Consider the following 20,072-nt stretch of genomic DNA (forward strand, 5'->3'; position numbering starts at 1 on the left):
TAAACAGTTGAAGTAGTTGACCTTTGCCAACTACTTCACTACTTCTCTCGCAAAAAATATTCTTACATATTTGCTAGAGCATCTTTTACTTTTTCAGCTACATCTTCTGAAACCCAAGTAGTCCATAAATCCTCATGTTGTTTCATCCACCAAACAGCAGCTTCGTCTGCAGAAGCATCATTGTCTTTCATGTACCCAAGAGCTTCTTCTGTTAAAGCACTGCTTGTTTCATAGTTTTTAAGGAACTCAACCACATCAGGTGCTTGGTCAGGTAAATCTTTGTGAACTGCTGTGACCACATCATTCGGAGGGAATTCTGTTCCCTTATTCTCATCCCAAACGGCTCTGTCAAATTCAGGCTCTTCTAGTAGAGTCATGTCATATTGTGCTGTAACCCAAGTTGGAGACCAGTAGTAACCTACCCAAGCCTCTCCTGATTCATAGGCTGCTGCTAAAGAAGTTACGATAGCCGCATCAGATCCTGGCATAAAGTAGTTAAATGTGTCCTCAAGTTCGTATGTTTTCATTTTAGTAGCTAAATATTCACTCACTGCCCATCCAGATGGCCCACCAATAACACGGCCTTTTCCTGGATCTTCTGGGTCTTCAAATACTTCTGGGTACTTAGCTAAGTCCGCTACTGTTTTAAGGTCTGGGGCCATAGGCTCAATTCCACGTTCAGAGTCCCCTTCAATCACATAGGTAGGAACGTATAGACCTTGTGCATTATCGTCGAAATTAATAGATGTTTTAATAATATCTCCAGAATCAATAGACTCGGTATAGAGCTCTAGAATGTTATCTGTCCATACTTCCATGTAAGCGTTAATATCACCTTGACGTAAACCTTGAATCGTTGCTGCAGTAGATCCGGTTGTTACGTCGGTTTCATACCCCAAACCTTTTTCAAGGATTATCTGGGCAACACTGTTGTGGAATCTTATACTGTCCCATCCTGCATCTGCAAGTACGATTTTCTCAAGCTTTTTTTCACCTTCTCCACTACTACATGCTGCTAGGACAACAAGTAGAGCAGAAAGCATTATAATTAGACTCTTTCTCATTATTTCTTTTCCCCCTATGAATTTAATAAATTACTAAACTTATCTAATCGTTCACCATTTTTAAGAGAATGAAAGGTAGATAAAGTGCTTAATCAAGTAAATCTGGTTCCTCTTTTACCATTCGATCATATAAAGGCTTGAAATCATGTAATGCTACTTCAGACAAGCCCATTTGCTCATATGTCTTCTCAGCATAACTTTTTTCAATTAACACAGGCTTATGACCTGTAGACTCGGCCATCATTTGAATTTGACAAGCTCGTTCCATTGCCACAAACCACCAAGTTGCTTCATCTACTGTCTGTCCAACTGTAAGAAGACCATGGTTTCTAAGGATAACAGCCTTATTTCCCCCCAGGGCATCCGCAATTCTTTTCCCTTCTTTCGTGTCATACACTACTCCTGTATAGTCATCAAAGAGGGAGTGATCATTATAAAATGCACAGGCATCTTGTGTGATTGGATCCAAAGTTCTCCCAAGCGTTGAAAAAGCCATTCCATATGGTGAATGTGAGTGAGCAGCCGCATTTACGTCCGGTCTAGCTTTATGGATTTCAGAATGAATGGCAAAAGCAGCACCGTTAATGTCATAGTCACCTTTTAATATGTTTCCATCCTCATCAATAAGCATAAGATCAGATGCTTTAATATGACTAAAATGTTTAAGGTAGGGATTGACCCAAAAGTGATGTTTATTTTCCGGATCCCTTACTGTGATATGGCCGGCAGACCCATCATTAAAGCCAAATTTAGAAAATAATCTAAAAGAAGCTGCTAGTCTTTGTTTGATATACGTTCTTTCTTCTTCGATTGAATGAAATGTTGGTTGCAAAGTTTGCAAGTATGATCCTCCTAATATCCTTTTTCTAAATTCACAAGAAATTGAAGTGAATCATTGTTAAGGTATGATTTGAAGTTTTTTTCAAATGTTTCAATACAGCGGTCTAAATACCGAGGTGATTTTGCGGCAACATGTGGAGTAATTATAAGGTTTTCTGTACTCCAGAATGGGTGATTAGGTGGTAAGGGTTCTTCATTACATACATCTAAAACCGCGCCAGCTATTGCTTTATCTTTTAATGCTTCTATAAGAGCTTCTTCATGAACTAACGGTCCTCTACCCATGTTAATGAGAAAACTACTTTCTTTCATTACCTCAAATTCTCTTCGGCTGATACAATGCGTAGTCTCAGTAGTTTCAGGTAATAGCATCACTACAAAATCACTTTGTCCAAGGATCTCTTCCCTATCTTCAAGCCTATACATTTGGTCAAATGGCTCTTTGTGTATACCCGAAGTATTCACTCCTGAAACCAGCATTTTCATGTTTTTACATAATTTTGCGATTTCAGTTCCAATCGTCCCTGCTCCGAATATAGAAACATGTTTACCGTTAATTTCGTGAAAAAGAGCTCCATGATCCCATTTACTTTTTTTCTGATTCTCCAAATATTGAGAAATATTCCCCATTAGGTATAGCATCATGGACAAGGCATATTCAGCCATCGGTATGGTTTGTATTCCCTTCATGTTCGTTAATTGAATATTCCTATTCTCTAACTCACCAAAAGGAATATGTTCAACTCCAGCTTGAAAAATTTGTATCCATTGGAGATTGGGCATTTGCTCTAATACTTCAGGGGTTATGTCGTGTCCATAGGTAATCCATACTTGGACATCTTTTAGATCAATCTGATTGTTATTTATGGAGACTTTTGTGTAATGGACAGGCATTTCTGAGGATATGATTGAGCTTAATTTGTCCAAATGGCCTGATGTTGCATCATCTAATGTAACAAGTAGCATGAAACACCTCTCTGTCGTTTTCTGTCGGAAAATCTACATTCCCAATTATATCGAAGGTCGAAATAATCCACAAAATGGAGAAAATGGCATATGGGAGGAATATTCTTAATATTCTTGCGTGAGCCGAAGAAAACACCCCTTATATGGTAAAAAAGTCTAATATCCTCCCAAATAGTCCTAAATGCTCGAATCCAACCTAATCAAATTATTCAACTCGTCCGTATGGAAAAAGCCGAAAAAAGAACACCCTACCTATTGATAGGATGCTTTTTTAAAGAAGAGACTCCGCTCCATCTATATAGATTTCTGTTCCCGTAATATGACTGGATAAATTTGAGGCTAGAAAATAAACGAGGTCTGATACTTGTTCTGGCTTACCAGCATGGTGCTCTAACGGTTGACTCCCTTCAGGGTACTGAACAGGAATTTTGATTTTCTTTAGATTTTCTTGGTCGGGATGTGTGTTTTCCTTTATGTTGGTGTCAATAGCACCAGGACAAATAATATTAACTCTGATTTTATACTTTGCCAGTTCAAGTGCTGCCATTTTACCAAAAGCCATTTGTCCAGCCTTTGAAGTACTATAGGCGGACATTCCAAAGCTTGAAAAGGTCCTATTTCCATTGATTGAGCTTGTTATAATAATGCTTCCCCCATGTTTTTTCATATAAGGGATACTATACTTAACCGTTAAAAATGTACTTTTTAAATTTGTTGTAATGGTTTGATCCCAGTCGTGGGGGGATAAATCTTCAATAGGAGCTACTGTTCCATTTATTCCAGCGTTAGCGAATACAATATGGATATCTCCCCATGTATCGGTTACCTTTTTGATACTGGCTTCAACTCTTTCTGGATCAGATACATCTGTATCAAAGACTTCACACTTCCCACCAAATTGTTCTATTTGCTTCTTTACTGCCATCCCCTTTTCTTCTTTCAGATCCACTATTGCTACATAGGCACCTTCCTTCGCTAACCGAACAGCTGCAGCTTTCCCGATCCCGGAAGAAGCCCCTGTTACAATGGCTACTTTCTCCTTTAAACTTCCTTTCATTTCAATTACCTCCATCTGTTATCTCCTTCCTATCTTTCCCGTAAAAAAAGAAAATACCTGAGAAAAATATCTCTAATTAGTAATCACTCCTAAAACCCGCTATGATTAGGAGTAAATTAGAAAAATTATAGTTCTAGGAAGGTATACATAATGGAACAATTCAAAGCATCCACGATTTTACAAGTCATTGGCGAATTATACTCGGACGAAGCGTCCATAGCCGTTTCGGATAGGGAAAAATATATTTATTATCAGCCAAGTAAACGAATTAACCTAAAGATTAAACCGGGTGATATTGTTAAAGAAGGAACAATCGCATATAAAGCTTTAAGAAGTCAGGAAAAGGTATCGCAGTTCATTAACCGTGATGTGTTTGGTACACCCTACTATGGAATGGCTGTTCCTCTCTTTGAGGAGGAACAGTTAGTAGGTTGTGTAACAGCCATATTTCCAACATTAACAAGTGGTCGCTCAGTTGTAACCGTTAAGGTAAATGACGGCTGGGTTCCTATTCCCTTTCCAGACGTCCTTTATATTGAAGCAAAAGATAAAAAAACCTATGTATTCTCAGAACATCACACAGGTACTCACAAAGATACTTTAAACGAGTTCGACTATCATTTACCGAAAGACCATTTTGTACGCTGTCACCGTTCCTATATTGTTAATGTCAAACACATTCAAGAAATTTATCCTGATACCCATTCAACGTTCGTTTTATTAATGAAAAATAATGAAAAAATTCCAGTAAGCCAAACATACAGTAGCTATTTCCGGAAATTACTCGGGTTCTAATTCTTCTGCCTTAGGGATGAAATTTTCTGTTTCATCCCCTTTTTGTGCAATTTCATCCTAAATTTTTAAATTCTGAAAAGTCGCACGTTAAAATTATGGAAAGGAATGAAGCAAGGAATTAGGCAAGGAGTGTATAAAAAATGGAGAGCGCTTACAAACGAATTCGCAATAAACAGTTGCAGGAACGTGTTGTCTCTGCAGAAGAAGCTGCTTCATGGATTCAAGATGGAATGACTTTAGGATTAAGTGGCTTTACACGTGCGGGTGATGTGAAAGCGGTTCCTTTTGCATTAGTAGACCGCGCCAAGATAGAGCCACTTAAAGTAAATGTCTACACCGGTGCATCCCTTGGCTCGGACATTGATAAAGTATTTGCAGAGGTTGGCATGATTAACAAAAGATTGCCATTCCAAGCAGATGCCACAATGAGAAAGGGAATAAACCAAGGGGACTTTTATTTTATCGACCAACATCTATCTCACACATCTGAGTGGGTTCGTGCAAATGTATTAGACACCATTGACTTCGCAATTGTGGAAGCGGTTTCGATTACAGAGGATGGTATGATTATTCCATCAACTTCTATAGGAAATTCAATGGTATTTGCTCAACATGCTGATGCTATTATTGTTGAAATCAATATGGCTCAAACAGAACAACTAGAAGGCTTACATGATTTATATGAGCCTGGTAAACAAGGAGAAAGATCTCCTATTCTGTTGACAAAGCCAAACGATCGAATTGGTGACCTTGGCATAAAGGTTGATCCTAGTAGAATTAAAGGAATTGTTTTTACGGATCAGGCTGATTCACCATCGACGATTGTCCCTCCAGATGAGGAAACAAAAATTATAGCTCAACACTTGATTACATTTTTACGTTCTGAAATTGAGGCAGGTAGATTAACAACTTCTCTAGCACCTCTTCAATCAGGAATCGGCTCTGTTGCTAACGCTGTTTTCCATGGTTTATTAGATTCAGAGTTCTCGCATTTACAAGTGTATTCAGAGGTCTTGCAAGATGCGGTATTTGACTTAATCGATGCTGGTAAAATTGACTTTGCGTCCTGCTGTTCTATTACCCTTTCAGCTGATAAAATGGAGCAGGTTTTCTCTAACTTTGAGAATTATAAAGATAAGCTCATATTAAGACCTCAAGAAATCTCCAATCATCCTGAGTTAATTCGCAGAATGGGTCTGATTTCTATTAACACAGCGCTTGAGCTAGATATTTACGGAAATGTTAACTCGACTCATGTGTTAGGGACAAAAATGATGAATGGAATTGGTGGGTCTGGAGATTTTGCCCGAAATGCTCGCTTAGGCATTTTCGTGACAAAGTCAATCGCAAAAGGTGGCGACATTTCCAGTATCGTCCCATTTGTTTCACATGTAGACCATACAGAGCATGATGTGGACGTAATTGTAACGGAACAAGGGTATGCTGACCTTCGTGGTTTAGCGCCAAGAGAGCGCGTTGAACTTATTATCGAAAATTGTGCTCATCCAATGTACCGAAAACAACTAAGAGAATACTATCAAGAAGCATTACAACGAGGTGGCCAAACTCCTCACGTTCTAGAAAAAGCACTATCTTGGCATACAAACTTTGCGAAAAATGGAACAATGCTAGAAAAGGTTCCTCAAGAAGTTTAATATTTTGGAATAAAACACGATTTGTAAGATAAATACCTTCAAACACTTTCATGGACGGCTCCTATTCTTTTGGGAGTCGTTTTACTATTTTTTATTAATAGGTTTATTTTCCCAATATTAAGGGTATTGTTTATAAATTATATAAAATGACTGATTTTAGGGGTAAGATAGGAGATCAAGATGACAGTTAAAACGGAAAATCGAATACCATTAACACGACATATCCAAATTGATCAAGATTCACATGTCCTATACTTTTATTCATCTGAAGATCAATATATAGACAATGTTGTCTCCTTTGTTCTAACTGCAAAAGAACTCCATCAAAGGGTCGTGTATATTGATTCAAACGAAAGGTATCAAAAGGTATTATCCATACTTAAGCAGCACCTAGAATTGGAACAAATACAACGTCTTCTACATTATGTGAATAACTATGAATTCTATGAAATGTATGGGGATTTTCATTTTAGTAGAGTATTAGAAAACTTCAAAAATACGGTTCAACCTTTTGTTGATAGTCAAACACAGGTTAGAATTTGGGGACATGTTGATTGGAAAGATCAACCCAACATACTAGAAAAATTACATACATACGAATGCGAATGTGACCTATCAGTGAGTGATCTGGGCTTTTTAACCGTCTGCTCTTACAACGCACAAAAAGTGCCTTCATACATATTGACGGAAATGTTGAGATCTCATGAGTACTTCATGACAGATACTGAATTAGTACGTTCTACTCTATACCAAAAGTCTAATAATGTTGTTTTCCCATCCCTATCTACTCAGAATAGGATTGAAACAGAACTCGACTTTTATAAACAAAAGCTAGATTTTATCCATGTCGTTTCGCATGAAGTTCGAAACCCATTAACGGTTATTAAATCCTTTGCCGCCATTTTACAGTCTGAATTAGACTCAGATAGGCATAGAGAAATATTACAGATTATCCAAGATTACTCGAATGCAATTGATTATGAAATCACGCATATTATTCAAACCGAGCAAATGCTGACTACTGATAGTCTCTGGAAAACGAGACTAGTGAATGTTCATTCTATTTTGGATGAAGTCATTAAAATTATGGCTGTAAAAGCACGTACGCAAAATATTAACTTAAACTATGAGCCTAGCCTTTGTCCTAAGTTGGTACTAAAAGGGAATATATTAGGCTATAAATTAGTATTTTCAAACCTAATTAGTAATGCGATTAAATATAGTAACGAAAATAGTGATATCTACGTATATGCCTTTATGAGCGATTCCTCTTTTATTTTTAAAGTTGTTGACCAAGGGATTGGAATGTCAGAAGAACAAATAAAGCTTCTCTTTACAAAATACGAAAAAATGAACCATGAAAAATCAGGGCAAGGAATTGGTCTTTTCATGGTCAAGAAAATCACCGATTTTTTCAAAGGAAATGTTTATGTAGAGAGTCAGCTAGGGAAGGGCTCAGCATTTACGGTTGAATTACCTCTATGATTCAAAGAAAAAGACTTCCTGCAACCAGGAAGTCTTTTTTACGAGCAAACCGTCCCAAAAGATGAGCTTTCATCCACTTCGATACATTCTTTTACACTAGTTTCTTCTATATTATAATCTGCCATTTTTTCATGAAGTAAATCAACGAACTCCTCAGGGCAATCTAAGTAAATATAAATTTTGGAGATTTCTTTCTTCAGACCAAATATACCTTCCGCATACACTGGGTATTTTAATAAGATCTCATACTTCGCTTCATCCGTCATACCAAATACACGCGTCAGCACTCTAGGAAAAGCAGTTACATGAAAAACTCCTTTTTCATGGATAACACCACCAGATTTTCCATAGCGAATGGTTGGTGGTTGGATCGTTGCAATGTCTTGAACTCGGATCGTTAAGGATTTTCTTACTCCTACTTTCATTTGAACTAGGTTTTGTTTGACTAGAACAGGCGAATGTCTAACGGCATGATAGTCCCCTAGAATCCAAACAATAGAGTAGATATGTAGAGCAGTGAAAAGGTTTGCAGCAAGTGGATCGATTTGCTTTAAATAGATATGGAAAATCACCATCTCAATCACTTGTTCATGCATGAGTGCAAGGAAAATCCAGAAATAACTCGATTTCTTATGATAGGTGAAAGCCGCGGTACCTTCTTTAACCTTTAATTTTCTCCCCCATCCACAGAATGCATAATACAGAATTTCGTATTCTTTTTTCAAGATACCTATAAAAGGGTTCTGCTCCATTCTTCCTTTTTTATACAAGATAAAAAGAGTAACAGCCGTAGCCTCTAGAAGGATCATTAAAATAAAAACTGAAATCATGGTTTGCATGTCCAATTTTTACACCCCCATGTGAGTATGTACCTACCTATAATGGTGGGGGAATTCTTTTACAATGTAAACATTTTTTACCAAATATCCACATATATGTCACATATTATTCGTCTAATTATCGAAAGTAACTTCATTTGGTTAAATTGATATCTTGAAAATTTAGAGGATTCGCTGTAAAATAATCTTGTCTAAGGGGCATTAGCTCAGCTGGGAGAGCGCTACGCTGGCAGCGTAGAGGTCAGGGGTTCGAGCCCCCTATGCTCCATAATCAAAACCTTTGTATACCAAGGGTTTTTTCTTTTTTCCTGCATAACTTTCTATAACTGATAAAGCAAAGAAGTAATCCCCCTCATTTTAAAGAAGGGAGATTACTTCTTTGTTTTATAGCATTTTCCGATTGTTGTATTCACCACGTACCTTATAAATAATCTTCCTAATACTTTCTAAGGAAAGGTTATATTTTTGTTCAAGCTCTTCAAATGACCAGCCTTCACAGTATAAGCTATACATTTCCTCATTTCTTCGAGCTATTAACCGACGGGATCCGCTCACTTCCCCCCACCCGGCTCGCTGATTGTTTTTCTTCGGGATGTATATCAATTCACCTTGGATATACTTCTGAAGTTCATTCAGCAAATTAGGGGGAAACACCTCTTTTCCGTTTTTGTATTGCAATATTTTTTGTCCTCCTTATTGGTAAGGTGTCCGATTATATTTATATGAAAATCCTTCATTTCTATCGTCTCCTTTCATTTTGGTATTTGTTAACCAAAGTAAATGTGTAATAGGTACACATATTAAAAGTATAATTGAATTTATTCCGCTTCGAAAGGTCCAAATGTTCAGAAAATAAAATAATAAAGGCCGCATAATAGCGGCCCTATGGTACTTGATTTCCGACTACGCGGAAATCACCTCATATATTGTGATCAACTTCAATCATCCCCCTTTCGCCGATATTGGTCGGTCCGACATCTTTATTAACTCATATTATTATGTGGTTAAACAAGTGAATAAATAGTTATAGTTATTTTTTACCTGGATGATGGGGTTTTTTAAAATTCCGGGAAAGGAACCGGACAGTGGTTCCGTTATTTTTATGGAAATGCCGGTTTTCGGGGTGTAAACGGACTCTCGTTCCGCTATTCGACTGTTTTAGGGAATTTTAGAGCCAATTTTAGCCAAATAACGGATTCTCTGTCCGCGTAGCTCTAGAAATCTCACTTTTTTGGACAAATAACGGATCTCCTGTCCGCTTGACTCAACTGCCGGACACTGGTTCCGTTATTTTTATTAAAATTCCGGTTTTGGGGGTGCAACCGGACTCTCGTTCCGCTATTCGACCATTTTTGATCCATTTGAAGCCGATTTTGGTCATATAACGGATCCTCTGTCCGCGTAACTCTAGAAATCTAGCTTTTTCGGGTAAATAACGGATCTCCTGTCCGCTTAACTCATTAGCCGGACACTGATTCCGTTATTTTTATAAAAATGCGGGTTTTCGGGGTGCAACCGGACACTGGTTCCGCTATTTGACCATTTTTGATCCATTTGAAACCGATTTTGGTCATATAACGGATCCTCTGTCCGTATAAACCACGGAACTAAACTTTTTTAAGCAAATAACGGATCCTCTGTCCGAGTTGCATAGCTCTCACTAATAATGATTCTCTTACTCTCTTACTACATAACTTCGTATTCTCTCTTTCCCTCTTGCCACCTTCAATATTTCTCTTTCTACAAGTGAGTGTAAGATTCGTCTAGCATGACGATCACTAACTCTAAGGTGGTTTGCCACATCAATTGGAGTTATAGGTCGTAAAATACGTCTTGCAAAGCGAATGACTTCTGATTCTAGCCATGATAATTGGGAAGGTACATCGGTTGAGGAGAATTTTCCGATGAATGCGAGGATAAGCTGTTGACACCTTTTGGGTTCGTCTTTAATGGAAGGAAAAGCAATGGGTAATAAAGTCCATCCATCTAAAGCTAATAATGAATGCCGCCAGCATAAATCTTTAAATCGTCTAACATCTAAATCTCTTGCATGGGGTCCATAGCCCTGAATTTCAATTGCTCCTTTTGCTCCGGCACTTGGCATGTAGGCCAAATCTATGTAGCGGTAGCCATTATTAAAATCTCGCACCTCCCATTCAGCATGTAAATGTTCAAAGTTTCCGATAGCTGGATACCATATAGAACGTAAAAACTCTACAGTACCATACCCTAGGCCTTTTTCTAGTAACTCCCTCCTCCTTAGATTTTTTTCATTGGCAATACTTTCTTGAATCCACTCCTCATACTTCTGCTCGAAATGTTCCATTAACTCACTCCTTTTAATTCGTACTGAAGCAACCATGAATGTTAATTTCCTAACTCCTAGTCTATCGTTGTTACTCTCAATCTTCAATCATTACTATGTAATTTTTTCCATTTTAGGGCAACCTATCATTCTATCCTATTTGCTATTATTATCTATTTAATAGGTCTCCCTATTGTCCCCTTTACACTACCCCTTGCATAAGATATTACATCAACAAAATAGGAGGATGAACAAATGTGGGACTATTCATAAACAAAAAAAGTCATCCTGAAGTTTATAAGAATAAAAACAACATTAAAGCTCCTAATCAAGATATGGTTCACTATAACTATATAACCGAACTCATTAAGGAACAGCAACGGACGAATAAGGCTCTTGCAGAATCACTAGCAGAAATAAAGCAACAATACGTCGTACAGGATGCAAAGCAAACGCAGCACTGGAATCACGTCAAAGACCAAATGGATGATCTGATTATAAGAGATACTCAGCGCGAAGAATTTGAGAATGCAATGATGGAAAGACTTGATGAGCTAGATGATAAAAACCTGGAACTTCAAAAAATTCTTGAAAATGAGAGTGTTATCAAGCAAACCATCATGGATCATATAAATCACTTAAGCGAATCCAACAAAGAGATTGCCGACCGCTTAGAGAAAAGTGAAGCTATTAATCAATTCTTAAAACATAAACTTAATCAGCAGTATACACTTCAAAAGGAAGTGGCTGAGACTTTATCTAATACCAAGGAGTTTCAATCCGGTGTATTAGAAAGACTCGACCATCAGGAGGCTGTGACAGAGAAGATTTCTCGGCAGTTAAATCACATTCGTTCCATTATCTTTGAAAGAACAAACTATTTAGCCACAAAGATTGAAGACGGATACCAAATTACCTCCAATTACGTATATAAGCTTATGACAGGCTCTGACCAACCCCTAACCTTTTCTCTACTCAATCAAAAAAAGAAAGAGGAAACAAAACAAGCTTCCTCCTCAAAATAAGTCCCTTTTTGGGGCTATTTTTTTATTACTGACAAAAATTCCATGTTTTGTAATACAAATCTTTGAATAGCTCATACTTAGTATAGCTACTATTTGAGGAGGTGGATGACCAAATGGAAGATCAAACCATTACATTTACTTTAAATGATACTGAAATTAGAGCAAAAGAAGGGCAATCCATATTAGAAGCAGCCCTTGAAAGTAACTTATACATTCCAGGAATATGTTCATCACAGCCAGATTTAGGAATTGGTGTCATCCAGACCTGTGACACCTGTTATGTGGAAATTAACGGCAAACTGGAGCGAGCATGTTCGACTAAGGCAAAGCCAAATATGATTGTGAATTCTGTTTCAGAAGTTGCAAAAGAGGCTCAGTTAGAAGCAATGTCTAGAATTCTAAAAAATCATGAACTCTATTGTACAGTTTGTGATAACAATAATGGGAACTGTGTCGTACATAATACTGCTGAATATTTAGAACTCGAACATCAAAAATACGAATTTCAGCCGAAACCGTATCCACCAGATAACTCTCACCCATTTTATCGTTATGAGCCTGACCAATGCATTCTTTGTGGACAGTGTGTAGAAGCCTGTCAAGATCTTCAGGTAAGTGAGGTATTAAGCATTGATTGGGATCGAGAACATCCTCGGGTCATTTGGGACGATGATGTTCCAATAGATCAATCATCGTGTGTTTCTTGTGGACACTGCGTGACCGTATGTCCTTGTAATGCCCTAATGGAAAAATCCATGCTTGGTAAAGCAGGGTATATGACAGGGATACCTAACAATATCTTAGAACCGATGATTGATTTAACGAAAGAAGTAGAACCTGGGTACAAAGAGATTTTTACCATATCAAATGTAGAAGCAACCATGCGTGAAGATCGAATTAAGAAAACCAAGACCGTTTGCACGTATTGTGGAGTAGGTTGCAGTTTTGAAGTCTGGACAAAAGATCGTGAAATTTTAAGAGTACAACCTTACGCTGACGCTCCTGTTAACGGAATTTCAACGTGCGTAAAAGGGAAATTTGGTTGGGATTTTGTAAACAGTGAGGAACGACTTACGAAGCCATTGATACGAAAAGGAGACAAATTCTACGAGGCTACTTGGGAGGATGCGTTCACATTAATGGCTGAAAAAATGTCTGCTATTAAAGAAAACGACGGTCCAGATGCTCTTGGTTTTATTGCATCATCTAAATGTACAAATGAAGAAAATTATCTATTCCAAAAGTTAGCTCGTGCTGTATTCCAGACAAATAATATCGATAACTGCTCACGCTATTGTCAGACACCGGCATCTGCAGGGCTTATGCGAACAGTAGGTATTGGTGGAGATTCAGGTACAATGCAAGATATTGCAAGTGCAGACCTTGTGATTGTGGTGGGTGCGAATCCGTCCGAATCGCATCCTGTCTTAGCAACACGTGTGAAACGAGCACATAAACTGCATGGACAAAAGCTTGTAGTGGTTGACCTAAGGAAAAATGAACTAGCCGATCGTGCAGACCTGTACATTCATCCTAAGCCTGGTTCTGATCTTGTTTGGCTATCAGCCGTGACCAAATATATCTTTGATCAGGGCTGGGAAGCAAAAGAGTTTTTACAAAATAGAGTAAACAATGTTGAAGAGTACAAGCAATCCTTAGAGAAATTCACATTAGAGTACGCCGAAGAAAAAACAGGGATTTCCAAAGATACGTTAATCAAACTCGCCAAGATGATTCATGTATCAAATGGAACCTGTATCCTTTGGGCAATGGGTGTGACGCAGCATATAGGTGGTACAGACACAAGTACAGCCATAAGCAATCTTTTATTAGTAACAGGGAACTACGGAAAGGAAGGGGCTGGCGCATATCCACTACGCGGGCACAATAACGTTCAAGGTGCTAGTGATTTTGGAACGATGCCAAACTGGTTACCGGGTTATGAACCTGTTGAAGATGATGAAACTCGTTCTCGATATGAACAAGCCTGGGGTACAAAAATTCCTAAAAAGCCTGGCCTCAATAACCATCAAATTGTAGAGGCTATTGTAGATGGGCGTGTAAAAGGGATGTACCTATTTGGAGAAGAAATGGCTTTAGTTGACTCTAATATCAATTACGTCCAAGAAGCATTTGAAAAGCTAGAATTCTTTGTGGTACAAGATGTTTTCTTTTCTAAGACAGCACAATATGCAGATGTAGTCTTACCTGCTTCCCCAAGTCTTGAAAAAGAAGGAACCTTTACGAATACAGAAAGAAGGATCCAACGTTTATACAAAGCACTAGACCCTCTTGGTGATTCTAAACCAGATTGGCTCATTTTCCAGGAATTCGCCAATAAAATGGGGGCAAACTGGAATTACTCTCATCCTGCAGAAATAATGGATGAAGTTGCAAAACTAGCGCCTATCTTTGCAGGTGTTAGCTATGACCGTCTGGAAGGGTGGGATAGCCAAATCTGGCCAGTCACTCCTGATGGTGAGAGTACACCCATTTTATATAAAGAACGCTTTAAATTCTTAGACGGAAAAGCTCGGTTATTACCGGTTGATTGGTCAATACCACACCACATGGGTGAAGAGTTCGACCTCCATCTTAACAATGGACGTTTATTAGAACAATTCCATGAAGGAAATATGACCGATCGTTCAGAGGGTATTCATTATAAAGTACCGAATCCATGGCTTGAAGTGTCTAGTGAGCTTGCCAAAGAGCGGAATATCGAGACAGGTGCATTGGTTCGCCTAACTTCGCCATATGGACAAGTAAAGGTTCGAGTTCTCGTAACGGATCGCGTGACAGGTAAAGAACTGTATTTACCCATGAATTCAAGAAAGAATATCCAGGCTGTGAATACATTAACAAGCAGTTATTATGACAAAGACACACATACACCGAACTATAAGGAAACCCAAGTAAAAATGGAGGTTCTGGAGAGAACGGGCGAATCTCCTTTACCACGGTATAACCCTCGGTTTGGAAATCCACAGCCTCACATTGGTGTAGAAGTGGATAAAAAGTGGCAACGCCCAGATTTCACACCAATACCTAAAACGTTAGAAAGTGAGGGGTTATACGATGGCCAAAGCGATACAGCAAATTGAACGAAAACAGAAAAATGCTGAAGAAGAGCGAACAGAAGATTTAGCAGCAATTTTAACCCAAATTGCTGAAAATAGAGAAGCCATCCAAACAAGCTTAATGATTCTACAAGAACTACATCAAGCTGGCATTTTAGATATGCTTAAAGGGTTATTGCGAACTAGGGAAAAGGTTGGGTCTATTGCAATAGAACAAATTAACCAACCGGGAATGCATAACATTATCAAGAATGGGATGAGTGCTGTCCAGTTACTATCTTCCCTTGACCCTAATCAACTTAAGCAAATCTTTGGAGGACTTTCACATGGCCTTCATAAAGCATCAGAGGGGAATGAAAAGAAAGAACAAGCAAGTATGTGGGGCTTGATGAAATCGATGAGAGATCCAAATGTTCGAACGTCTCTTAACACAATGGTCCATTTTTTGAATGGAATGGGCGAAGGTTTAAATCAGAAACAAGTTCATTAGTCAGGATGTGAATTAGATGATAACCCATAAACTTTCAGTTCCCAATCTAAAAAAAGAAGACGAAGGAAAAATAAGTGAAGCTCTTCATGATGTATGGGGAGTCCGTAATGTGAAAATAAATGTTCAAACTGGTGAGGTTATGATCTCCTATGATGAAAACGCAGGATCATTGGAAGATTTTCAACAGGCTATAGTTGATGTTGGATATGATGAAGTAAATAAACTTGAAGGTACGCTGTAAAAGGAGGTTCTTAGTATGGCTCGAATATGTGAAGTTTGTGGCCGTATTGAACAAGTCGAAGATAACCAGCATCCTTATGACATGATTGATGTATGTCCTGAGTGTACCCAACACTTAGTACACACACATAACCAGGTAGAAAACGAATAAAAATGAAGGTCCCACAAGTCACAGCTTGTAGGACCTTTTTTATTTCCCTTGACTCACACTTGCTCTCTTATATAGGCTAGCCAGTAAAAGCCTCCAACAAAAATGGCTCCACCAACTGCATTTCCTAAGAAAACAGCAATAAAGTTTTCTAGGAATTGCCACCATGTATAGTATCCAGCAAATATCGCAGCTGGAATGACAAACATATTGGCTACAACGTGCTGAAAACCAATGGCTACGAAGGCCATAATCGGAAACCATATCCCTAGTATTTTTCCCGCTACATCGTCTGCACTGTAGCAAAGCCAGACTGCCAAGCATACTAACCAGTTTGCCCCGATTCCAGAAATAAAAGCATGTATAAAAGAATCTTCAATTTTTCCTCCTGCAATACTGACTGTCTTCTCTAAAAATGGCCCCGCTTCTGTTAGACCCAACATGTGCCCAAAAAAGTAGGCTACAAATATAGAACCTATAAAATTCGTAATCGTTATAATGCTCCAGTTTTTTATAATATCAAAGGTAGTAATCCTTCCCGCGTACCTAGCTGTTGCCACAGCCATCATATTTCCAGTTAGCAACTCCCCACCTGCAAGTAAGACAAAGATGAGACCTACTGGGAATACAGCTCCACCAATGAAAGCAGACATGGAACCCCATATTTCATCGGGTAAATTTCCAACGACCCGAATATCTAATAGAAAGCCAAGTGCAATGAATGCTCCTCCTAGAAAGCCAAGTGCTATTTGGCTAAGTATTGGTAGAGCAACCTTTTTTTCTCCATGCTCCATGGCTAGTTGTGCTGTTTTTTTGGGTGGAAAAAAAGTCATGACTATATCCCTTCTTTTTCATGGTCTAGAATGATTCTTTCAGGATGGGTATATACGTTCATCCTTTCATTTCGAATAAATCCTACTGCCGTAATACCTAAATCATGGGCAAGCTTGAGTGCCAATGTTGTTGGAGCAGACTTGGATAAAAGAACACCAATTCCTATCTTCGCTACCTTTAACACAATTTCCGATGATATCCTTCCACTAAAAACAATTACTTTATTTGCTAAAGAGACTTGATTATCCAAGCAATATCCATAAATTTTGTCTAAGGCATTATGTCTACCTATGTCCGCTCTCGTTATAATGACCTCATCTTTTGTGCATAGTGCCGCATTATGTAGAGCACCTGTAAGGCGAAATTGAGTTGAGCCACTTTCCATTTCATTCATGAGGTGTAAACATTCATGAACGGATAGCTGCATTCTGCTCGTAATGGTTTTAGCCGTTTGAACATCATTATGAAAATAAAATTGTCGACTCTTTCCACAGCAAGACCCAATAAACCGTTTAGAAACATAGTCCTTATTTCGAACCTGCTTATTTTTTAGCTGTACATAGGCAAAGCCCCTACTTTTATCAATGTGTAACGATGAAATCTGTTGGACAGACCGAATAATCCCCTCTGATGCTAAAAAGCCAATAACTAATTCACGTAAGTGGTCCGGAGAACATACCATTGTTGCAAATTCCTCATTGTCGAGACGGATCGTTAATGGATGCTCGATCGCAGCACTATCCATAAATTCCCCTAAAAAGGAACCATCGTATTTAAAGACTGTAATTTTCTCAATGCTCATAGAGTTACTCCTTATCCTTTAGCTATGCTTAGTATTTTCAATTAGAGGCATTATTAAAGATAAATTTGGCAATAGTTACAGAAAAAGCTTAAGTCCCCCCACAAAAAAAAGCACATCCCAACAAAATAAGAATGCGCCGATTGCTTATTTTATTTTTCCAATGCTACGTTTACCGCCTCGACAGCATGTATGTGTGCTGTGTCAAACAGTGGGATTGTTACATCCTCTTTTTTGACAAGCAATCCAATCTCCGTACACCCTAATATAATCCCTTCAGCCCCTCTTTTAACTAGAGAATGAATAACTTCTTGGTAATACTGTTTTGAGGATTTTTCAATTTTTCCTAAACAAAGCTCCTCAAATATAACTTGGTTAATAATGGTGCGTTCTTCATTACTAGGAACAATAACCTGAATTCCTTCTCTTTCTATTCGTGATTTATAAAAGTCTTGTTCCATTGTGTACTTAGTTCCAAGCAATCCGACTGTTCGTAAACCTGACTGTTTTATTTGTTTTACGGTAGCATCTGCAATATGAATGAAGGGAACCTTTATTTTTCTTTCAATTGAATTCACTACCTTATGCATCGTATTCGTACAAATAACAATAAAATCTACCCCTGCTTTTTCTAATGAAACAGCTACATTCGCCAATTCTTCGCCAGCTGCCTCCCACTCTCCAAGTGCCTGGTATTTTTCAATTTCATGAAAATCAACGCTGTAAAGTACACATTTCGCAGAATGTAATCCACCCAATCTCTTTTTTACTTCCTCGTTGATGGTACGATAATATTCCCCTGAAGATTCCCAACTCATACCTCCAATTAAACCGATTGTTTTCATAAAAGCTCCCCCGCTCTTTGTTTTGTTATCATTTTACACTCATACTTAAAACAATCACAATATGATTCACATAATGAAAACCGAATGATTCGTTTGATTCCCGAATATCTTAGTTGAAAGAGGGTTTGTTTTCCTAGTCGTCAGTGTCTGTGAATACCGGCGAAAGGAGTTTGTGTAAGATGAAACATTACGTAATCATCATACCTGCCCTAAATCCCCCAGAAAGTTTAGTTGTTTACGTTCAAGAATTACTAGAGCATGGTTCTTCACATGTCATCGTAGTTAATGATGGTAGCAATTTGGAGAGCAACCATATATTTAATAAGCTAAAACATTTTAAGAGATGTACAGTACTAACTCACGGTGAAAACAAAGGAAAAGGTTGTGCTATTAAAACAGCGTTTCAATATTTTTTAGACCATTTTCATCATATGGAGGCAGTGATTACGGCAGATGCAGATGGTCAACATTCAATAGAAGACGTACTAAAGCTAGCGAAAGTATTAGAACACAAAAAAGAGGGTCTTGTTTGCGGTGTTAGAAACTTTAAAGAGTCTTTTGTCCCAAAGCGTAGTTTAATCGGCAATCGTATGACTAGCTTCATCTTTTACTTATTATTCAGAATTAGATTGCTAGATACCCAAACAGGATTAAGAGGATTTCCTAAAAATGAACTACCTTCTCTTATTGACCTAAAAGGGGATCGATATGAGTATGAAATGAACGTATTGATTTATGCAGCAACTAGGCGAGTACCAATCTTAGAGGTTCCCATTCAGACTTTATATTTTAATCAAAATAAGGGGTCTTTCTTCAAACCTCTACGCGACTCGATTAGAATCTTGCACATTATACTTCTTGGATTTTTCTTTCAAAGAAGAAAATATCGAAGGAAGGAATAGGTATGAAACATAACATTCACTTTTATGGAAGATATTTTAGACTATCTCGTAGAATTGTCCGCTTTTTTTCTCCCACCTACTCTGTTCAATTATCAGCAAATCTAGAAGAACCTGTTGTATATGTTTCCCATCATCAAAACCTGTTAGGTCCTTTCACAATCCTTCTGTGGTTCCCCAGACATTTTCATACATGGATGCTCCACTCATTTCTAAATTCAAAGACTTGCTATACACAATACGTTGATTTTACATTAACAAAACGATTTCATTTCCCTATTCTTGTTGCCAAAATCATTGCTTCCCCACTTTCAATCGTAATATCCAAGCTATTAACTTCAGCAAGGGGGATTCCTGTTTTTAGGGGTTCTAAAAGAGTTATCGAATCTTTCAAGTTAAGTGTAGATGCTCTAACTGATGGGCATAATCTTTTAATTTTCCCTGATATTGATTACAAAGACAGCTCTTCTCAAATGAAAGAGATGTACGAAGGATTTCTTTTAATCGAAAAATACTATTACCGGGCAACTGGTAGTCACATTGGCTTTGTCCCTGTTTATGTAAGTAAGACCAAACGTATAATTATAGAAGATAACCCTATATTCTTTACGGATCAACAGGACTTTCAAACTGAATTAAAGATCGTTTCAAAGAAAATACAAACGAGACTCAACCTACTAGCTGATAGTTTGGAGACATAAAAAAT

General features: G+C 38.0%; 20 protein-coding genes and 1 tRNA gene. 11 read left to right on the forward strand and 10 right to left on the reverse strand.

Annotated elements, in window-relative coordinates; translation table 11 throughout:
- Positions 1-62: 62 nt before the first annotated feature.
- From ABDZ91_RS08110 to ABDZ91_RS08125, 4 genes are all read right to left on the reverse strand, one after another.
- Positions 63-1,064, reverse strand: coding sequence for an ABC transporter substrate-binding protein (locus ABDZ91_RS08110; protein ID WP_343797929.1), 1,002 nt, complete (start codon positions 1,062-1,064; stop codon positions 63-65).
- Positions 1,065-1,152: 88 nt separating this feature from the next.
- Entirely contained in the window at positions 1,153-1,905 is a 753-nt protein-coding gene (locus ABDZ91_RS08115) for a class II aldolase/adducin family protein (RefSeq protein WP_343797931.1), read from the reverse strand.
- 11 nt (positions 1,906-1,916) lie between these two features.
- Positions 1,917-2,870, reverse strand: coding sequence for a D-2-hydroxyacid dehydrogenase (locus tag ABDZ91_RS08120; RefSeq protein WP_343797933.1), 954 nt, complete (start codon positions 2,868-2,870; stop codon positions 1,917-1,919).
- A gap of 271 nt (positions 2,871-3,141) precedes the next feature.
- Positions 3,142-3,942, reverse strand: coding sequence for an SDR family oxidoreductase (locus ABDZ91_RS08125; RefSeq protein ID WP_425541801.1), 801 nt, complete (start codon positions 3,940-3,942; stop codon positions 3,142-3,144).
- Between the two features lie 135 nt (positions 3,943-4,077).
- Here ABDZ91_RS08125 and ABDZ91_RS08130 point away from each other — a divergent pair, with 135 nt between their 5' ends.
- The 3 genes from ABDZ91_RS08130 (at position 4,078) to ABDZ91_RS08140 (ending at position 7,862) form a co-directional block, all read left to right on the forward strand.
- Positions 4,078-4,722 carry a LytTR family DNA-binding domain-containing protein gene (locus ABDZ91_RS08130; protein WP_343797935.1) on the forward strand — a complete coding sequence of 215 codons (645 nt, stop codon included), beginning with the start codon at positions 4,078-4,080 and terminating at the stop codon, positions 4,720-4,722.
- Between the two features lie 140 nt (positions 4,723-4,862).
- Positions 4,863-6,377, forward strand: a complete 1,515-nt coding sequence (gene scpC, locus ABDZ91_RS08135) for a succinyl-CoA:acetate CoA-transferase ScpC (RefSeq protein ID WP_343797938.1) — start codon at positions 4,863-4,865, stop codon at positions 6,375-6,377.
- Positions 6,378-6,557: 180 nt separating this feature from the next.
- Entirely contained in the window at positions 6,558-7,862 is a 1,305-nt protein-coding gene (locus ABDZ91_RS08140) for an MEDS domain-containing protein (protein ID WP_343797940.1), read from the forward strand.
- Positions 7,863-7,900: 38 nt separating this feature from the next.
- On the opposite strand, the gene ABDZ91_RS08145 is transcribed toward ABDZ91_RS08140, so the two are convergent.
- On the reverse strand, positions 7,901-8,707 hold the full coding sequence (locus tag ABDZ91_RS08145) for a hypothetical protein (protein WP_343797942.1): 807 nt from the start codon (positions 8,705-8,707) through the stop codon (positions 7,901-7,903).
- A 189-nt stretch (positions 8,708-8,896) separates the two neighbouring features.
- On the opposite strand from ABDZ91_RS08145, the gene ABDZ91_RS08150 reads away from it, so the two are divergent.
- Positions 8,897-8,969, forward strand: a tRNA-Ala gene (locus tag ABDZ91_RS08150).
- 116 nt (positions 8,970-9,085) lie between these two features.
- On the opposite strand, the gene ABDZ91_RS08155 is transcribed toward ABDZ91_RS08150, so the two are convergent.
- Positions 9,086-9,379, reverse strand: coding sequence for a CD3324 family protein (locus tag ABDZ91_RS08155; RefSeq protein WP_343797944.1), 294 nt, complete (start codon positions 9,377-9,379; stop codon positions 9,086-9,088).
- Between the two features lie 997 nt (positions 9,380-10,376).
- The gene (locus ABDZ91_RS08160) at positions 10,377-11,027 is read right to left on the reverse strand and encodes a transcriptional regulator (protein ID WP_343797946.1); all 651 of its coding nucleotides are present in this window, start codon (positions 11,025-11,027) and stop codon (positions 10,377-10,379) included.
- Between the two features lie 236 nt (positions 11,028-11,263).
- Here ABDZ91_RS08160 and ABDZ91_RS08165 point away from each other — a divergent pair, with 236 nt between their 5' ends.
- The 5 genes from ABDZ91_RS08165 (at position 11,264) to ABDZ91_RS08185 (ending at position 15,992) form a co-directional block, all read left to right on the forward strand.
- Positions 11,264-12,031 carry a hypothetical protein gene (locus tag ABDZ91_RS08165; RefSeq protein ID WP_343797948.1) on the forward strand — a complete coding sequence of 256 codons (768 nt, stop codon included), beginning with the start codon at positions 11,264-11,266 and terminating at the stop codon, positions 12,029-12,031.
- Between the two features lie 113 nt (positions 12,032-12,144).
- Entirely contained in the window at positions 12,145-15,135 is a 2,991-nt protein-coding gene (gene fdhF / locus ABDZ91_RS08170; protein WP_343797950.1) for a formate dehydrogenase subunit alpha, read from the forward strand.
- Positions 15,110-15,601 (forward strand): helical membrane plugin domain-containing protein, encoded by a 492-nt coding sequence (locus tag ABDZ91_RS08175; RefSeq protein WP_343797952.1) that lies wholly within the window; start codon positions 15,110-15,112, stop codon positions 15,599-15,601. The genes fdhF and ABDZ91_RS08175 overlap by 26 nt, the downstream gene beginning before the upstream one ends.
- Positions 15,602-15,617: 16 nt before the next feature.
- The gene (locus tag ABDZ91_RS08180) at positions 15,618-15,842 is read left to right on the forward strand and encodes a heavy-metal-associated domain-containing protein (RefSeq protein WP_343797954.1); all 225 of its coding nucleotides are present in this window, start codon (positions 15,618-15,620) and stop codon (positions 15,840-15,842) included.
- 15 nt (positions 15,843-15,857) lie between these two features.
- Complete coding sequence (locus ABDZ91_RS08185; RefSeq protein WP_343797955.1) at positions 15,858-15,992, forward strand: hypothetical protein; 135 nt, start codon at positions 15,858-15,860, stop codon at positions 15,990-15,992.
- Positions 15,993-16,045: 53 nt separating this feature from the next.
- Here the strand turns inward: ABDZ91_RS08185 and ABDZ91_RS08190 are convergent, their stop codons facing one another.
- From ABDZ91_RS08190 to ABDZ91_RS08200, 3 genes are all read right to left on the reverse strand, one after another.
- Positions 16,046-16,822 carry a formate/nitrite transporter family protein gene (locus ABDZ91_RS08190; RefSeq protein ID WP_343797957.1) on the reverse strand — a complete coding sequence of 259 codons (777 nt, stop codon included), beginning with the start codon at positions 16,820-16,822 and terminating at the stop codon, positions 16,046-16,048.
- 2 nt (positions 16,823-16,824) lie between these two features.
- Positions 16,825-17,625, reverse strand: coding sequence for a formate dehydrogenase accessory sulfurtransferase FdhD (fdhD, locus tag ABDZ91_RS08195; RefSeq protein ID WP_425541802.1), 801 nt, complete (start codon positions 17,623-17,625; stop codon positions 16,825-16,827).
- A gap of 149 nt (positions 17,626-17,774) precedes the next feature.
- Entirely contained in the window at positions 17,775-18,467 is a 693-nt protein-coding gene (locus ABDZ91_RS08200; protein WP_343797959.1) for an aspartate/glutamate racemase family protein, read from the reverse strand.
- A gap of 179 nt (positions 18,468-18,646) precedes the next feature.
- On the opposite strand from ABDZ91_RS08200, the gene ABDZ91_RS08205 reads away from it, so the two are divergent.
- Positions 18,647-19,369: a glycosyltransferase family 2 protein gene (locus ABDZ91_RS08205; RefSeq protein ID WP_343797961.1), complete on the forward strand. Its 723-nt coding sequence runs from the start codon at positions 18,647-18,649 to the stop codon at positions 19,367-19,369.
- A gap of 2 nt (positions 19,370-19,371) precedes the next feature.
- Complete coding sequence (locus ABDZ91_RS08210) at positions 19,372-20,067, forward strand: glycerol acyltransferase (protein WP_343797963.1); 696 nt, start codon at positions 19,372-19,374, stop codon at positions 20,065-20,067.
- Positions 20,068-20,072 lie beyond the last annotated feature (5 nt).

Origin of the sequence: Bacillus carboniphilus, from assembly GCF_039522365.1 — a bacterium.
GTDB classification, from domain to species: Bacteria; Bacillota; Bacilli; order Bacillales; family JC228; genus Bacillus_BF; species Bacillus_BF carboniphilus.

Bases quoted from the DNA above. Each gene is read 5' to 3' on its own strand.
- ABDZ91_RS08110 (WP_343797929.1), bottom strand. From the start codon at position 1,064: ATGAGAAAGAGTCTAATTATAATGCTTTCTGCTCTACTTGTTGTCCTA.
- ABDZ91_RS08120 (WP_343797933.1), bottom strand. From the start codon at position 2,870: ATGCTACTTGTTACATTAGATGATGCAACATCAGGCCATTTGGACAAA.
- ABDZ91_RS08125 (WP_425541801.1), bottom strand. From the start codon at position 3,942: ATGGAGGTAATTGAAATGAAAGGAAGTTTAAAGGAGAAAGTAGCCATT.
- ABDZ91_RS08130 (WP_343797935.1), top strand. From the start codon at position 4,078: ATGGAACAATTCAAAGCATCCACGATTTTACAAGTCATTGGCGAATTA.
- scpC (WP_343797938.1), top strand. From the start codon at position 4,863: ATGGAGAGCGCTTACAAACGAATTCGCAATAAACAGTTGCAGGAACGT.
- ABDZ91_RS08140 (WP_343797940.1), top strand. From the start codon at position 6,558: ATGACAGTTAAAACGGAAAATCGAATACCATTAACACGACATATCCAA.
- ABDZ91_RS08160 (WP_343797946.1), bottom strand. From the start codon at position 11,027: ATGGAACATTTCGAGCAGAAGTATGAGGAGTGGATTCAAGAAAGTATT.
- fdhF (WP_343797950.1), top strand. From the start codon at position 12,145: ATGGAAGATCAAACCATTACATTTACTTTAAATGATACTGAAATTAGA.
- ABDZ91_RS08175 (WP_343797952.1), top strand. From the start codon at position 15,110: ATGGCCAAAGCGATACAGCAAATTGAACGAAAACAGAAAAATGCTGAA.
- ABDZ91_RS08180 (WP_343797954.1), top strand. From the start codon at position 15,618: ATGATAACCCATAAACTTTCAGTTCCCAATCTAAAAAAAGAAGACGAA.
- ABDZ91_RS08185 (WP_343797955.1), top strand. From the start codon at position 15,858: ATGGCTCGAATATGTGAAGTTTGTGGCCGTATTGAACAAGTCGAAGAT.
- ABDZ91_RS08190 (WP_343797957.1), bottom strand. From the start codon at position 16,822: ATGACTTTTTTTCCACCCAAAAAAACAGCACAACTAGCCATGGAGCAT.
- fdhD (WP_425541802.1), bottom strand. From the start codon at position 17,625: ATGAGCATTGAGAAAATTACAGTCTTTAAATACGATGGTTCCTTTTTA.
- ABDZ91_RS08200 (WP_343797959.1), bottom strand. From the start codon at position 18,467: ATGAAAACAATCGGTTTAATTGGAGGTATGAGTTGGGAATCTTCAGGG.
- ABDZ91_RS08205 (WP_343797961.1), top strand. From the start codon at position 18,647: ATGAAACATTACGTAATCATCATACCTGCCCTAAATCCCCCAGAAAGT.
- ABDZ91_RS08210 (WP_343797963.1), top strand. From the start codon at position 19,372: ATGAAACATAACATTCACTTTTATGGAAGATATTTTAGACTATCTCGT.